17 protein-coding genes are annotated in these 15,926 nt (G+C 29.6%); all 17 read right to left on the bottom strand.

Annotation, left to right across the window (positions count from 1 at the left end; all coding sequences use genetic code 11):
• Positions 1 to 26: 26 nt before the first annotated feature.
• The 17 genes from BET03_RS01205 to rpsB all read right to left on the bottom strand — a co-directional run bounded on the left by BET03_RS01205 (position 27) and on the right by rpsB (position 15,902).
• A complete protein-coding gene (locus BET03_RS01205) occupies positions 27 to 323 on the bottom strand; it encodes a L7Ae/L30e/S12e/Gadd45 family ribosomal protein (RefSeq protein ID WP_120166415.1) in 297 nt (98 codons plus the stop codon).
• On the bottom strand, positions 316 to 585 hold the full coding sequence (rnpM, locus tag BET03_RS01200) for an RNase P modulator RnpM (protein ID WP_120166413.1): 270 nt from the start codon (positions 583 to 585) through the stop codon (positions 316 to 318). The genes BET03_RS01205 and rnpM overlap by 8 nt, the downstream gene beginning before the upstream one ends.
• A 16-nt stretch (positions 586 to 601) precedes the next feature.
• Positions 602 to 1,714, bottom strand: a complete 1,113-nt coding sequence (nusA, locus tag BET03_RS01195) for a transcription termination factor NusA (RefSeq protein ID WP_120166411.1) — start codon at positions 1,712 to 1,714, stop codon at positions 602 to 604.
• A gap of 12 nt (positions 1,715 to 1,726) precedes the next feature.
• Positions 1,727 to 2,197, bottom strand: coding sequence for a ribosome maturation factor RimP (rimP, locus tag BET03_RS01190; RefSeq protein ID WP_120166409.1), 471 nt, complete (start codon positions 2,195 to 2,197; stop codon positions 1,727 to 1,729).
• Between the two features lie 164 nt (positions 2,198 to 2,361).
• The gene (locus BET03_RS01185) at positions 2,362 to 6,672 is read right to left on the bottom strand and encodes a PolC-type DNA polymerase III (protein ID WP_120166407.1); all 4,311 of its coding nucleotides are present in this window, start codon (positions 6,670 to 6,672) and stop codon (positions 2,362 to 2,364) included.
• An 18-nt stretch (positions 6,673 to 6,690) separates the two neighbouring features.
• The gene (locus BET03_RS01180; RefSeq protein ID WP_120166405.1) at positions 6,691 to 7,353 is read right to left on the bottom strand and encodes an MgtC/SapB family protein; all 663 of its coding nucleotides are present in this window, start codon (positions 7,351 to 7,353) and stop codon (positions 6,691 to 6,693) included.
• Between the two features lie 9 nt (positions 7,354 to 7,362).
• The gene (locus tag BET03_RS01175; RefSeq protein WP_120166403.1) at positions 7,363 to 7,998 is read right to left on the bottom strand and encodes a glycosyltransferase family 2 protein; all 636 of its coding nucleotides are present in this window, start codon (positions 7,996 to 7,998) and stop codon (positions 7,363 to 7,365) included.
• 23 nt (positions 7,999 to 8,021) lie between these two features.
• Positions 8,022 to 9,071 carry a flavodoxin-dependent (E)-4-hydroxy-3-methylbut-2-enyl-diphosphate synthase gene (gene ispG / locus BET03_RS01170; protein ID WP_120166401.1) on the bottom strand — a complete coding sequence of 350 codons (1,050 nt, stop codon included), beginning with the start codon at positions 9,069 to 9,071 and terminating at the stop codon, positions 8,022 to 8,024.
• 12 nt (positions 9,072 to 9,083) lie between these two features.
• Positions 9,084 to 10,088 (bottom strand): RIP metalloprotease RseP, encoded by a 1,005-nt coding sequence (gene rseP, locus BET03_RS01165; protein WP_207666019.1) that lies wholly within the window; start codon positions 10,086 to 10,088, stop codon positions 9,084 to 9,086.
• A gap of 13 nt (positions 10,089 to 10,101) precedes the next feature.
• Positions 10,102 to 11,250, bottom strand: a complete 1,149-nt coding sequence (locus tag BET03_RS01160; RefSeq protein WP_120166396.1) for a 1-deoxy-D-xylulose-5-phosphate reductoisomerase — start codon at positions 11,248 to 11,250, stop codon at positions 10,102 to 10,104.
• An 11-nt stretch (positions 11,251 to 11,261) separates the two neighbouring features.
• Positions 11,262 to 12,038 (bottom strand): phosphatidate cytidylyltransferase, encoded by a 777-nt coding sequence (locus BET03_RS01155; RefSeq protein ID WP_120166993.1) that lies wholly within the window; start codon positions 12,036 to 12,038, stop codon positions 11,262 to 11,264.
• Between the two features lie 13 nt (positions 12,039 to 12,051).
• Positions 12,052 to 12,801, bottom strand: a complete 750-nt coding sequence (locus BET03_RS01150; protein ID WP_279230321.1) for an isoprenyl transferase — start codon at positions 12,799 to 12,801, stop codon at positions 12,052 to 12,054.
• Between the two features lie 65 nt (positions 12,802 to 12,866).
• Positions 12,867 to 13,055: a hypothetical protein gene (locus BET03_RS01145; protein WP_120166392.1), complete on the bottom strand. Its 189-nt coding sequence runs from the start codon at positions 13,053 to 13,055 to the stop codon at positions 12,867 to 12,869.
• Between the two features lie 5 nt (positions 13,056 to 13,060).
• Complete coding sequence (frr, locus tag BET03_RS01140) at positions 13,061 to 13,618, bottom strand: ribosome recycling factor (protein ID WP_207666018.1); 558 nt, start codon at positions 13,616 to 13,618, stop codon at positions 13,061 to 13,063.
• Between the two features lie 2 nt (positions 13,619 to 13,620).
• Complete coding sequence (gene pyrH / locus BET03_RS01135) at positions 13,621 to 14,337, bottom strand: UMP kinase (protein WP_120166388.1); 717 nt, start codon at positions 14,335 to 14,337, stop codon at positions 13,621 to 13,623.
• Positions 14,338 to 14,474: 137 nt separating this feature from the next.
• Positions 14,475 to 15,122 carry a translation elongation factor Ts gene (tsf, locus tag BET03_RS01130; protein WP_120166386.1) on the bottom strand — a complete coding sequence of 216 codons (648 nt, stop codon included), beginning with the start codon at positions 15,120 to 15,122 and terminating at the stop codon, positions 14,475 to 14,477.
• A gap of 81 nt (positions 15,123 to 15,203) precedes the next feature.
• Complete coding sequence (gene rpsB, locus BET03_RS01125; RefSeq protein WP_120166384.1) at positions 15,204 to 15,902, bottom strand: 30S ribosomal protein S2; 699 nt, start codon at positions 15,900 to 15,902, stop codon at positions 15,204 to 15,206.
• Positions 15,903 to 15,926 lie beyond the last annotated feature (24 nt).

Here is a 15,926-nt window from a genome sequence, read left to right as displayed (position 1 = left end):
CCCCCTATTTTTTTACAGGTGATAAATTATATTAAAATATCTTCTAATGTTGCAGCAAAATTATTATCACAAATAGCTATAACTGAAATTAAACCTTTACCTATAGCATTTCCTAAGCTATCTTTTTGTCCAAATTCTATATATTTAACATTATACTTATTACATAATTTTATAAATTTTTCTTTAGTGTTTTTAGAAGCATCTTTTGCTATTATTAATAGTTTACACTTTTTCTTTTTTACTGATAGAGTACAACCTATTTCACCATATTTTATTTTTCTAGCTTTTTGTGCAAATCCAAGCATAGTATAGGCTTTACTCATTTTCCAATATCACCTTTTTTATTTCTTCATATATTTCCTTTGGTATATCAATCTTTAAAGATCTATTTAGCTTTTTTTCTTTTATAGCTTTATTTATACATTCTTCACCTTTACATATATATGCTCCTCTACCTTTAGCTTTACCTGTTTGGTCAATATTCACTTGACCTTCTTTATTTCTAACAACTCTTATGAGTTCCTTTTTTGGTTTGCTCTCACCGCAACCTACACATTTTCTAAGTGGTATTCTTTTCTTTTTCATATTATACCACCCCTTATTAATCTATTAATTCAATATTTTCTGATTCAACATCATCTAAAGATTCTTCTTTAGTTATATTTTCATTTACCTCTTCAGCTTTTGCTTGACTTTCACTTTTTATATCAATCTTCCAATTTGTTAGTTTAGCTGCAAGTCGAGCGTTTTGCCCTTCTTTTCCTATAGCTAGAGATAGTTGATAGTCAGGAACTATTACTTTTGCAGTTTTCTCTTCTTCATTGACTTCAACACTAAGTACTTTAGCAGGACTTAAACTATTTGAAATAAATTCTTCGATGTTTTTATTCCATGTAACTATATCTATTTTCTCACCATTTAATTCATCAACAATGGCTTTAACCCTACTACCTTTATAGCCAACACATGCTCCTACTGGGTCCACGTTTTGGTCATTTGAATAAACTGCTATTTTAGTTCTTGAGCCAGGTTCTCTAGCAATACTAAAAATATCTACTATACCATCATGAATTTCAGGTACTTCTAATTCAAATAATCTTTTTACAAGACCTGGATGGGTCCTAGATAAAATAATCTGAGGTCCTTTAGTAGTCTTTTTAACTTCTAATATATACGATTTTATTCTATCACCTTGATTATAAATTTCCCCTTGAATTTGTTCACTATTTGGTAATATACCTTCTGTTCTACCTAGATTTACTAATATATTAGACTTACTTACTCTTTGCACTAAACCTGTTACAATCTCTGATTCTCTATTAACAAATTCTTCATAAACTATTTCTCTTTCTGCCTCTCTTATACGCTGAAGAACAACTTGTTTAGCAGTTTGGGCTGCTATTCTTCCAAAATTTTTAGGTGTAACCTCTACCCTTACAATATCTCCAATCTCATACTTAGGATTTATTTTTCTCGCTTCCTCAATATTCAACTCTAATAAATCATTTTCAACCTCTTCTACTACAGTTTTCTTAGCATAAACTTTAGCGTCTCCATTTTCTTTATCTATTTCTATTTCAACATTTTGTGCTGAACCAAAATTTTTCTTATAAGCAGTTTTTAGTGCAGCCTCTAAAGCATCATACAGTATATCTTTTGAAATTCCCTTATCCTTTACTATTTCTTCTAAAGCATCTAAGAACTCGGCTCTCATCATTATACCTCCCTATTCAAATTTAACAGCCAAGTTAATTTTAGCTATAATTTTCTTCTCAATATCTAAAGTACCAACACTTTCATCTTCAATTTGAATTTTATCATCATCAAATTTAATTAATTTACCCATAAACTTTCTTTTTCCATCAATTGGCTTATATAGACTTACTTCAACATCTTTGTTAAGATTACGTTCCAAATCTCTATCTGTTTTTAATGGTCTGTCTATTCCTGGAGAAGAAACTTCTAAAAAGTATCTTTCTTCTATAGGATCAATTTCATCAAGTTTGTCACTTAATCTTTCACTCACTTTTTGGCAGTCATCTATAGTAATCCCACCAGGCTTATCTATGTAAACCCTTAAAAATTTTTGAGAGCCCTCTTTTACATATTCTACATCTACAAGTTCAAAGTCATAATCATCTAAAATTGGTATTGTTATATCTTTTACTATTTTTTCTATTTCTTTTTTAGTACTCATTATCTCACCTCCATTTTATTACATTTATTTTTATTTTTTCATAAAAATTTTTTCTTATACTAAGTCTTTTCTTGAAAAACTAAAGAGTGGGACAAACCCACTCTTTTTCCTTACTTAATTATCTCGTTGTTTACTTTTAAATATAACACATTCTTTTCAAAAAATCAAATACTAAATAGGCTTAATTGGTTGCTTTCTGGCATTCCGTCTAGACAACCATGTCCTTTTAAAGCCTCAATTACTGTTTTAGTAACCTTAGCCCTATTTACCAAGTCTTCTATAGATAGAAATTGACCGTTTTCCCTTTCTTTTGCAATACTTTTAGCTGCATTTTCACCAACTCCTTGAAGGGATTTTAGAGGTGGTATAATTCCATTTTTGCCTATTAAGAATTTATCACTATCTGATTTATATAAGTCTACTTTTTCAAACTTTAGACCCCTTTTGTACATTTCTAAAGCAACCTCTAGAACGGTTAGTAAATTTTTCTCTTTTGCTGTTTTGTTATTCCCCAATGATTCTAATTCTTTAATTTTTTCTTTTACAGTTTCTTCCCCTTTAGTTATTAAATCTGCATCAAAATCCATTGCTTTTGAAGTAAAATACGTAGCATAAAATGCTTCTGGATAGTAAACTTTAAAATAGGCTATTCTAAATGACATCATTGTATAAGCAACAGCATGTGCTTTAGGGAACATATACTTAATCTTTTTACATGATTCAATATACCAATCAGGAATATTATTTTCCCTCATGTATTGTTCTTCCTCTTCTGTTAACCCCTTACCTTTTCTTACTTTCTCCATAATTTTGAAGGATTTCTTTTTATTTAAACCATTATAAATAAGATATAACATAATATCATCTCTTGTAGAAATAACCTCTTCCAAAGTGGCTACTCCATTTTTAACTAAATCTTGTGCATTATTTAACCAAACATCAGTACCATGGGATAAACCACTTATTCTAACAAGACCTGCAAATGAATTTGGCTTTGTATCAATAAGCATTTGTCTTACAAATTTTGTTCCAAATTCAGGTATTCCTAAAGTGCCTACTTCACAGTTTATATCTTCTTTACTAATACCTAAAGGTTCTGTTGAAGTAAAAATCTTTAGTGTTTGTTTATCATCTAATGGTATTTGTTGAGGATCAACTCCTGTTAAATCTTCTAGCATTTTTATAATAGTAGGAACATCATGACCTAATATATCAAGTTTTAATATCCTACCACTTATTGAATGGTAATCAAAATGAGTAGTTATTACTCCAGAGCTCTTATCATTGGCTGGATATTGTATTGGTGTAAAATCAAATATTTCTTTATCTTGAGGAACTACCATTAATCCTCCTGGATGTTGACCAGAAGTTCTTTTAACTCCCGTACATCCCTTTACTAATCTATTAATTTCCGCATTATTTACTGCAACTTTCTTTTCATCAAAATACTTCTTTACAAATCCATAAGCAGTTTTTTCTGCAATTGTACCTATTGTACCAGCCCTAAAAACATGTCCTTTTCCAAACAAAGTTTCTGTATATTTGTGAGCTACAGGTTGATATTCACCTGCAAAGTTTAAATCAATATCTGGTTCTTTGTCTCCTTCAAATCCTAAGAAAACCTCAAAAGGTATATCATGACCATCTTTTTCATATTTAGTTCCACATTTAGGACAATCTTTATCAGGAAGGTCTACACCTGACCCTATAGAACCATCTGTAATAAATTCACTGTTCTTACATTTAGGACAAACATAGTGAGGTGGTAATGGATTAACTTCTGTAATGTCGCTCATAGTTGCAACAAAAGAAGAACCAACAGATCCTCTTGACCCAACTAAATATCCATCTTTTAACGATTTAGTAACAAGCTTTTGAGCAATTATATATAAAACTGCATAACCATTTTTTATTATAGAATTTAACTCTCTTTCAAGTCTATCCTCTACAATCTCAGGTAATGGGTCTCCATATATACTTTTTGCTTTTCTATAGGTCATTTTTCTTAATTCTTCTTCAGATCCTTCAATCTTCGGTGGAAAAGTACCTTCAGGGATTGGTAACATATCCTCAATCATATTTGCTATAAAGTTAGGATTTTTTATGACTACTTCCTTTGCTTTTTCTTTACCTAAATAACTAAATTCTTCTAGCATTTCGTTAGTTGTTTTAAAATATAAAGGTGCTTGGTTATCAGCATCAGCAAACCCTTGACCATGCATTAATATCCTTCTGAAAGCTTCGTCTTGTGGATCTAGAAAATGAACATCTCCCGTGGCAACAACTGGTTTATTAAACTTATTCCCAAGGGAAACAATTTTTCTATTGATTTGTCTTAACCCCTCTTTATCCTTTACGAATCCTTTCTCTATTAAATGTAAGTTATTATCAATTGGTTGTATTTCTAGGTAATCATAAAAATTAACGATATCCCTTATTTCATTATAACCTTTATTTTCTAATATTGCTTTATATAATTCACCAGCTTCACATGCTGTACCTAAAATTAAATCTTCTTTATATTTGGCAATTAAAGATTTAGGTATTCTTGGTTTTCTATAAAAGTATTTAAGATGTGATTCTGATACTATTTTATAAAGATTTTTAAGTCCTCTATAGTTTTTTGCAAATATAACAATATGGTAAGCTTTGTCTGACTTATTAATTTTCTTGTCAGTAAAGATTTTATTTAAATCTTCTAATTTTTCGACTTCTTTTTGTTGTAAAAGTGTAAAACATTTCAATAGAACTTTAGCTGTAGCTTCAGAATCATCTACAGCTCTATGATGGTTTTCAAGTTTAACATTTAAATGTTCACAGACTTTATTGAGCCTATGACTCTTTAATTTAGGAAACAATGCTCTAGTAAGTTCTAAGGTATCTAGAATCGGATTGTTTAAGTTTAAGTCTAATCTTCTACAATTCTCTTTTATAAAGCTTGTATCAAAATTTGCATTATGTGCAACTATAACAGAGTCACCAATGAAATCAATAAACTTTGGTAACACCTCTTCTATAGTAGGCTTGTCCTTAACTAATTCATTAGTTATACCAGTAAGTTTCACAATTTTTTCAGGGATTTCTACTTCTGGATTAATGAGTTGATTGAATCTATCAACAATTTCATTGTTTCTTATTTTTACTGCTCCAATCTCTGTAATTTTGTCATTAGTAGGTGAAAGCCCGGTAGTTTCAATATCAAATACTACATATTCACAATTTAATGGCTCATCATTGTAATTAATTACAATAGGTTTACTATCATTTACTACATAACCTTCAACCCCATAAAGGACCTTAATACCATATTTTTTTCCAGCTTCCATTCCTTCAGGAAAACTCTGAACAACTCCGTGGTCAGTAATAGCAATTGCTTTATGTCCCCATTCTGAAGCTCTTTTAGCAATATCTTTGAAACTTGAAACACCATCCATAGAGCTCATTTGTGTATGTACATGTAATTCAACCCTTTTTTCATTACAATCATCTACTCTTAAAGGCTTATTAACAATTTTTATTGCTTTACACATTACAATTAATTGTTTTATAAAGTTATCATATACAACATTCCCTTGCACTCTAACATATAAACCATCCTTCAAATTAGAGTCTAAAACTTCTTGAGACTTTTTATTAGCAAATACTTTTACAGTGATAGAATTTGTAAAGTCTGTGATGTTGAATATATATAGCTTTTTATTGCCTTTTTTCAAATTTTTAACCTCAACATCAAATATTTCTCCCTCTATTATAGCGGTGCCAGTTTCTGTATGAATTTCTGATATTTTAATTACATCATTATCAATTTGTTTTCCATATAAAAGTCCGTTATTATTCTTTTTCTCATTTTTATTGCGATTTCCTTGACTATCCTTTTCAGTTTTCTGGGTTATTTTCATCTTATTAATAAGATTTAATTCTTCTTTTTCCTTTAACTTATTATATTTATCTTTTCTTAATTCTAATTCTTTATTCTTAGAATTTGTAAAAATTACATCTAACTTTAATTTAAATTTCTCATTAATTATACTTTTAACCTGTTTGTCTAATTTTTTATTTTGAATAGTAAATAAAGCAATTTCACTTCCAACTTCAACAATAAAAGTATTATCTTCTAAATGATATTTAAGGGTTTTTATCCAAGCAGAACTAGAAGGTATTTTCTTCTTAAATAAATATACTATATTAGGCCATATTTTTTTAATAACATGGTCTTTGGGACAATCTATATTGCAATAGGTAATATCAAAATTTACATCATTAAATTTTTTTAATCTGCTTTTAAGTTCTTCTCTTATTTTATCTATATTGCTATAATCTACAACATCATAACTATTCAATTTTATTTTCATTTTTTTATTTTGTGGATTAACATATACTCTTTCTACTTCTGAATCAAATAATACCTTATCTGTAATACTTATATCTACAGCTTTTAATAATTCACCAAACACTTTAACATTTGATAAAGACATGTAGATAAAATCCTCCCTCTATTTTTCGGTTACTTCATTTATGCCTTCAATATTCCCTAGATTAGTTATTAACTCTAATTTTACTGATTTATCTGGCAATAATGCAGTTATATAAACAATTACTAAATCCTCTTCCCGAGAATCTAATTCTATATTTTTTATATTAGCACCCATATCTCCCATTACTTTTCCAATCTTCCCTAATTGGCCAGGTTTATTTATAGAAACTATTCTTAAGTTAATGTAATTTCTTCTTGTCTTAATACGTTTATCCACTTTTGAGAATAGGTATAAAGTAATAATTACAAAAAATGTAGTAAATATAGCCCCAACATAGAACCCTGCACCAACAGCTAACCCAATACATGCTACTGCCCATAATCCCGCTGCTGTTGTAAGTCCTTTAACTGTTGTACCTTCTTTTATTATTGTTCCAGCCCCTAAAAAACCTATTCCACTTATTACTTGAGCTCCTAAACGTGCTACATCAAGGTCTGACTCATACTTAAAAGTATTAACTAGATGAATACCAACTAGCATAGCTAAAGTAGAACCAACACAAACTAAAATATGTGTTCTAAAACCAGCTGGTCTTTTTATACTTTCCCTTTCTAGTCCAATTAACCCAGAAAGGATTATAGATAATAATAGTCTAAAAATAATCTGTTCAACTGATAACATCTTCAACACCTAACTTTTGAAGTTTATAAACTTTGCAATATCCCTATACATTTTTAATCTCTCAGTGAATCCTTTAACAACACCTAGTTTCTCTTCTTTCATTACATGTGTCAGATTATCTAATACAACTTCCTTTGTTGAAATATGATTTTGTGAAGCGTATCTAGTTAAAGCAACTTCAACTCCATATCTTGTGATATCCATATTGGATATTTCCTTAATAACATTTTTTCTTACTGCTCTTTGGCCTGATAAATAAGGTGCTACTTTTTGAGCTAAATCTGTAGCAAATCTACCATTACTAAAAATTCCAATAGTCATATCACATTCTTTATTTATAACTGGTAAAAGTAAACTATTGATATGGTCAACCCTAAGGCCAATAAGGTCAGCATCTAAAAATAAAACTATATCACCTTCTGAATTCTCTACACCCTTTTTTAAAGCTCCACCTTTACCAACATTTTCTTTTAAATCGATTACTCTAACACCATAAGATTGAGATATCTCAACAGTACTATCTTTTGAACCATCACTTACAACTATGATCTCATTTATAAGTTCTGCTTGTTTAACAACATTAAGAACATCGCCTATAGTTTTTTCTTCATTATAGGCAGGTATTATAGTTGTTATATAATTCATATAAGCTACTCCCCCTTGAAACTTTACATTTTTTCTATTTCTTTTATGAGTTCATTCAATAAATCTTCTTCCTTAACCTTTTTTAATATCTTTCCTTTTTTAAATAGCAATCCACTTTCTTTTCCCCCAGCAATTCCAATATCTGCTTCCTTTGCTTCCCCCGGACCATTAACTGCACATCCCATAATAGCAATTTTTATAGGCTTATCTATATTTTTTAGCTTATCTTCAGCTTTCTTCACTAATTTAATAAGGTCTATTTGTGTACGTCCGCAAGTAGGACAGGATATTATTTCAATTTTATCTTTTAATAGTCCCAAGGACCTTAAAATTTGTTTTCCTACTCTAACCTCTTCGATTGGGTCGCCTGTTAAAGAAACCCTGATCGTATCACCTATTCCTTTTAATAACAATGCACCTATACCTATTGCTGATTTAATAGTTCCACTCCAAGTAGTACCAGCCTCTGTAATACCTAGATGAAAAGGATAATCAACTAATTTTGCCATTTTTTCATAGGCTTTAACTGTAAGTTCAATATCTGTTGCTTTAAGTGATATTACAATATCCTTAAAATCCATATCTTCTAAAATCTTTACATGTTCTAAAGCACTATAAACCATAGATTCTGTATTTACCCCACCATATTTCTCAAGATAAGCCTTTTTGATTGAACCTGAGTTTACTCCTATTCTTATAGGTACTTGATATTCTTTACAAGCTTTTACAACTTCTCTTACTCTATCTTCAGCACCAATGTTTCCTGGATTAATTCTTAGTCCGTCAACTCCATTCTTAACAGATTCTAACGCTAGTTTATAGTCAAAATGTATATCTGCAATTAAAGGAATTTTTATCTCTTTTTTTAATCTTTTTAAAGCTTTAGCATCATCTATATTTCTAACTGCTACCCTTATAATATCGCAGCCCTCTTTTTCTAGCATTCTAATCTGTTTAATAGTTTCATTTAAATTTGCTGTATGTGTATTAGTCATAGATTGAACGGTAATTGGCGCATCTCCACCTACTCCTACTTTATCATAATAAATTTTTCTGCTACTTCTTCTTTCCATCATTTCACCTACCTAAAATACATTGAATCTTATTAGATCCTTATATGCAATGAATATCATAAGGAGCATTAAGAAAACAAAACCGACAAAATGAATAAAGCCTTCTTTTTCCGGGTCAATTGGCTTTCCTCTAAATAACTCTATTATTAAAAACATTAATCTACTACCATCTAAAGCAGGTATAGGTAATAAGTTAAAAAAACCTAAGTTAACACTTATTAATCCTGCAAGTGATAAGACATTCAAAAAACCTAATTTAGCAGCTTCTCCAACTAAATGAATAATTCCCACTGGACCAATCACATCAGTAGTATTAACATTTCCAGTTAAAAGCATTCGAAGAAATCTAAACATCATACTTAGCATAAAAATCATTCTATCAAAACCATTTTTTATTGAATACAATATAGATTTTTTCATTTCGGGAACTATTCCTATTATGGCTCTTCCTGTATCTTTTTCAATCACTGGATCTACATAAAAATCTATCTTTTTATTGTTCCTTAAAACTGTTACTTTTAGTTCTTTTCCTTCCGATTTACTTATTACACTAACTAATTCATCCCAAGTATCTATATCTATATTATTAACACTAATAATTTTGTCACCACTTTTTATACCTGCATTATAAGCTGGCATGTCTTTTGTAGTTTCCATAATTGTTGTAGTAGGCGCACCAATAATATAAGAAATCAAACTAAAAACTAATAAAGCTAATATAAAATTCATAATTGCTCCAGCAGCAATTACAGCCATTCTTGCTAATACTGGTTTATTACTAAAACTCCTTATGTCATCAGATTTTTCATCTTCACCTTCCATTTTTACATATCCACCAATAGGTAAAGCCCTTAGAGAATAATCCGTTTCGCCTTTTTTTACTTTAAAAATTCTTGGTCCCATTCCAATTGAAAATTCATGTACTTTTATATCAACTAGTTTAGCAACTATAAAGTGTCCAAATTCATGAAAAACTACAACAAGAAAAAAAACAAAAATTGCAGCAAGTGCTGTCATGATATTACACCACCTATCTACTAAATTTTGACTTCACTAGTTCCCTAGCCCAACTGTCTGTATTTAAAATATCATCTAATGACGGATTTTCTATAATTTTATGTTGATTCATTATTTCTTCTATTATATATGGTATTTCAATAAATTTAATTTCTTTCTTTAAAAATAAATTAACCGCAACCTCGTTAGCAGCATTTAGTACCGTAGGCATAGTTCCTCCTATCTTTATAGATTTAAAAGCAAGTTTTAAGCATGGAAAAGTATCTATATCAGGAGCTTCAAAATCAAGTTTTCCTACTTCAACTAAATTTAACCTTTTTAATTCATTTGTTTTCCTTTTAGGATAAGTTAAAGCATATTGTATAGGAATTCTCATGTCTGGTATACCCATATGTGCAATTACACTTCCATCAACAAACTCAACCATTGAATGAATGATACTTTGAGGATGTACTACTACCTCAATATCATTTATATCTACATCAAAAATCCATTTAGCTTCAATTACTTCTAGTCCCTTATTCATTAAAGTTGCAGAGTCAACAGTAATTTTTTTACCCATTGACCAATTTGGATGATTTAATGCTTCTTCTAGTGTGACATTTTTCAAATCCTCTTTTGTTTTCCCTCTAAATGGTCCTCCTGATGCAGTTAATATTAGTTTTGATATTTCATTATAATTTTCTCCATTTAAACATTGGAATATAGCTGAATGTTCACTATCAACAGGAATTATATGTACATTATGTTTTTTTACTTCATCCATAACTAATTTGCCAGCAGTAACTAAAGTTTCTTTGTTAGCTAAAGCTATAGTTTTTCCAGCCTTAATTCCTTCAAGGGTTGGAATTAATCCAATCATTCCTACTACAGATGTTAGTAAAATATCTGCAGATGATTGAGTAGCTACTTCAATTAATCCATCTAAACCACTAACTACTTTTATATCATACATCTTAAGCTTATCTTTTAGTATTTTTGCTTTATTTTTATTATATACAGCAACAACTCTAGGTTTAAACTTTAAAGCTTGTTCTTCAAGAAGTTCTATATTTCTATTAGCTGATAAGGCAACTACATTAAATTCAGGATTTTTTTCTATTACATCAAGTGCTTGAGTCCCTATTGAACCTGTTGAACCTAATATGCTTACTCTTTTCAATATTATCACTCCTAAATTATTTTTAATACTATATCTAAATAATAATATATTATAGGTGAAGTTAAAAGTATGCTATCAAATCTATCTAAAATCCCACCATGTCCTGGCATTATATATCCATAATCTTTAATATTGGCTAATCTTTTAAACTTTGAAGCAGTTAAATCTCCTATTTGAGCTATTATTGATGATATGACACTTAGAATTGATAATTGTAAAATATGTTGTTGATTTAAAACTATTAAAAATATTATAGTCACAATCAATGTTCCAATAACCCCACCTATAGCTCCTTCTACTGTTTTTTTAGGGCTTAACTTTGGACACAGTTTTCTTTTACCAAAAAATCTTCCACTAAAATAAGCAAATGTATCAGTTGCCCATGAACTAATGAAAACTAACCAAATCAAAATTGTAGTTTTAAGTAAGACTAAATGAAAAAGAAAAAAAGATATATACATACCACCTAAAAGAGTAATACCTAGGTCTACTGGTTTTATACTTCTAGCAAAAACAAAACAAACTAGAAGTGAAAAAACATAAATAAATAATAAAAAAGGTAAAAGGTTAAGCTTGTCATATAAAAATAAAATAAAAAGACCTATTGTAAATAAATACCCGATAATACTTAGAGGTCTTATATTATATTTTTTAATTGCTGTAAAAAATTCATATAATCCAATTAAAGATATAGTTAAAACAGAAAAATCAAATAAAATTCCTTTATTTATTACAATATATACTAAAATTATTAAGCCTAATACTCCACTTATAATTCTCTTTTTCACTTTTTCACCATCCCTATATACCGCCAAATCTTCTATTCCTATTTTGATAATCTAATATAGCCTTAAATAAATGCTCTTTAGTAAATTGAGGCCAATAAATATCTGTAAAATAAAACTCTGTATATGCAATTTGATATATTAAAAAATTACTAATTCTTAACTCCCCACTAGTCCTTATTAACAAATCAGGATCAGGTTGACTGCCAGTATATAAAAATTCCTTAAATAATTCTTCATTTATGTCTTCTAATTGAATCTTATTATCCTTAACATTTTTAGCCAATAATTTAATAGCCCTAATAATTTCATCTCTGCCTCCATAATTTAAGGCTATATTTAATATTAATTTATTATTATTTCTTGTTTTTTCAATTGCATTAAAGACTTCTTGTTTAGGTAATGAAGGTAATTTTTCTAAATCTCCAAGGATGTTTATTTTTACATTATTTTTATGTAAAGTATTTAACTCTTTTTTTAAGTATTCTACTAGTAATTTCATTAAAGAATCTATCTCATCTTTAGGTCTTTTCCAATTTTCCGTTGAAAATGCATATAAAGTTAAATACTTGATTCCTAAATCACCACATGCTTTAACTATTTCTCTTACTCTTTTTACTCCCTCTCTATGACCTGCTGTACGGGGTAAGAATCTTTTTTTAGCCCATCTACCGTTGCCATCCATTATTATAGCGATATGATTTGGTAAATTTGTTTTATCTATTTCCTTGATTAATTTTCTTTCTATATCTGTATTTTTAGCCATTGATTCCATTTTTAAACCTCCATTGCAATAATCATTAAAAACCCCTTCTCTTAAAAAGAAGGGGATTAAAAATATCCTATAACTATGTTTACTGTATTATTTTCCTTTTTTACTCTTAGAATCCTTCTTTGACTATTATCTACCTCTTTATTAACATAAGTTTCAGTAATGTTAATATGAAAATTATCTAACTTATCTTTTAAAATCTTTAAACCCTCTTCAAGCTCTAGTCCAAGTACATCATAGTTTTCCAACTAAATTATACCTCCATTAATTCCTTTTCTTTTCTTTCCATCATTTTATCAATTTCTTCAATATATCTATCAGTTAATTCTTGTACTTTATCTTCTGCCCTTTTTAAATCATCTTCTGTCAATTCTCCATTTTTTTCCATTTTCTTCAGTTTATCGTTTGCGTCTCTTCTTTCATTTCTTATTGCAACTTTGGCATTTTCTGTTGTTTTCTTTAAATATTTTGTTAGTTCTTTCCTTCTTTCTTCAGTTAATTGAGGTATAATTAATCTTATGTTTTTCCCATCTGTTGAAGGATTTAGTCCTAAATCAGATTGCATTATAGCTTTTTCAATGTTAGGTATCACATTTGCATCCCATGCTTGTATAAGAAGCTGTCTTGGTTCTGGTGCTGTTATACTCGCTATTTGTTTTAGTGGAGTTGGAGTACCGTAATAATCTACAACAATCTTATCAAGCATAGCTGGATTTGCTCTTCCAGCTCTAATACCTGCAAGTTCTTCACTATAAACCTTTATTGTTTTTTTCATTTTTTCTTCTGCTTCCTTATGAACATCTAAATACATACTTATTCCTCCTTTATTTGAGTTCCAATTTCCTCACCATTAATTACCTTTACTATATTTTCTGGTTGATCTAATCCAAAAACTATAATTGGAATTTTATTGTCCATACAAAGAGATGTAGCTGTAGAATCCATAACTTTTAATCCCATATTAAGAATATCTATGTAATCTAACTTATCGAACTTTTGTGCATTAGGTTGCTCCATTGGATCTGCATCATATACTCCATCTACACCTTTTTTAGCTAATAAAATAACCTCTGCTTCAATTTCTGCAGCCCTTAATGCAGCAGTTGTATCAGTAGAAAAATATGGATTACCAGTTCCAGCTGCAAATATTACTACACGTCCTTTTTCTAAATGTCTAATAGCTCTTCTTCTAATATAAGGTTCAGCTACTTCTCTCATTTGTATTGCAGTCTGAACCCTAGTATCTACTTCGTTATTTTCTAAAGCACCCTGCATAGCTAAGGCATTAATAACTGTAGCTAACATTCCCATATAATCAGCTGTTGCTCTATCCATTCCTTTTCCACTTCTACCTCTCCAAAAGTTACCTCCACCTACTACAATAGCTACTTCTACACCCATTTCATGAATTCTTTTTATATATTTAGCAATGTTTAATAGAGTATCTGGATCTACTCCGAATCCTTTTTTACCTGATAATGCTTCACCGCTTAGTTTTAGTACTATTCTCTTATACTTTGGTTGCTTCATATGAACACTCCCAATATTCCTATTATTTATTCTATTTCATTAATTCTACAATATTATTAAAAATCCTTTTAATTTACATAAAATAAAATTTTACTATTATTTAAATGGAGAACACAAAAGTGTTCTCCTATAAGAATTTATTGGTTCATTTGTTTAGCAACTTCTTCAGCAAAGTTTTCCTCTTTCTTTTCTAACCCTTCGCCTACTTCAAATCTAACAAATCTTCTTATTTTAAGATTTTCTCCAATTTTAGCTATTTTTTGAGTTAATAGTTCTTTTATAGTAATATCAGTATCTTTAATAAATGGTTGTTCTAGTAGACAAACTTGCTCAAAATATTTTTCGATTCTTCCCTCAACAATTTTTTCAACTATATGATCTGGTTTTCCTTCGTTTTTAGCCTGTTCTCTTAGAATATTTTTTTCCTTTTCAAGTTCTTTCTCAGGTACTTCTTCTCTTGATATGTATTTAGGATTTTGAGCAGCTATTTGCATAGCTATATCCTTTACAAATTGCTTAAACTCTTCATTTTTAGCAACAAAATCTGTCTCACTATTAACTTCTACTAAAACACCTATTCTTCCTCCGTGAATATATGCATCTACAATACCTTCAGCAGCTATTCTGTCAGCTTTTTTAGCTGCTTTTGATAAACCTTTTTTCCTTAAGATCTCTACTGCCTTTTCTATATCTCCATTAGTCTCTTCTAAGGCTTTTTTACAATCAAGCATTCCAGCTCCTGTCTTTTCTCTTAACTCTTTTACCATTGAAGCTTTTATAGCCATTTTATCCCTCCTATGTTTATTGTAAATAAAAAGGTAAGAGTAGTAAGGGATAAAACTCCCTTATAACCCTTACCGCAGTTTTTATTCTTCCATTTGTTCGCCTTGTTTACCTTCAAGCACAGCGTTTGCCATAGTTTCTGTTAATAGCTTAACTGCTCTTATTGCATCGTCATTTCCTGGTATAACATGGTCCACCTCATCAGGATCGCAGTTAGTATCAACTATTGCAACAATTGGAATTCCTAACTTCTGTGCTTCTTTTACAGCTATTTTCTCTTTTCTTGGGTCCACTATATAAATTGCATCTGGAAGTTTATTCATATCTTTTATTCCACCTAAGAATTTCTCTAATCTTTCTCTTTCATGTCTTAGCTTAATAACTTCTTTCTTAGGTAAAACATCAAAAACTCCGTCTTCTTCCATTTTTTCTAATTCACGTAGTCTATCGATTCTTGTTTTTATAGTTTTAAAGTTTGTTAACATACCACCAAGCCATCTTTGATTTACATAGTGCATTCCACATCTTTTAGCTTCTTTTTCAATAGACTCTTGAGCTTGTTTTTTTGTACCTACAAAAAGAATTTGTCCACCATTTTCAATAAGTTCTTTTACAAACTTATAAGCTTCATCAACTTTTTGAACTGTTTTTTGCAGATCGATAATATAAATTCCATTTCTTTCAGTAAAAATGTATTGAGCCATCTTAGGATTCCATCTTCTAGTTTGATGGCCAAAGTGAACCCCTGCTTCTAATAGCTGTTTCATATTAAGTACTGACATTATGGCACCTCCTCTTTGTTATTC

Source organism: Thermohalobacter berrensis, from assembly GCF_003609645.1.
GTDB lineage: Bacteria > Bacillota > Clostridia > Tissierellales > Thermohalobacteraceae > Thermohalobacter > Thermohalobacter berrensis.
This window is presented reverse-complemented; position numbering and strand designations above follow the sequence as displayed.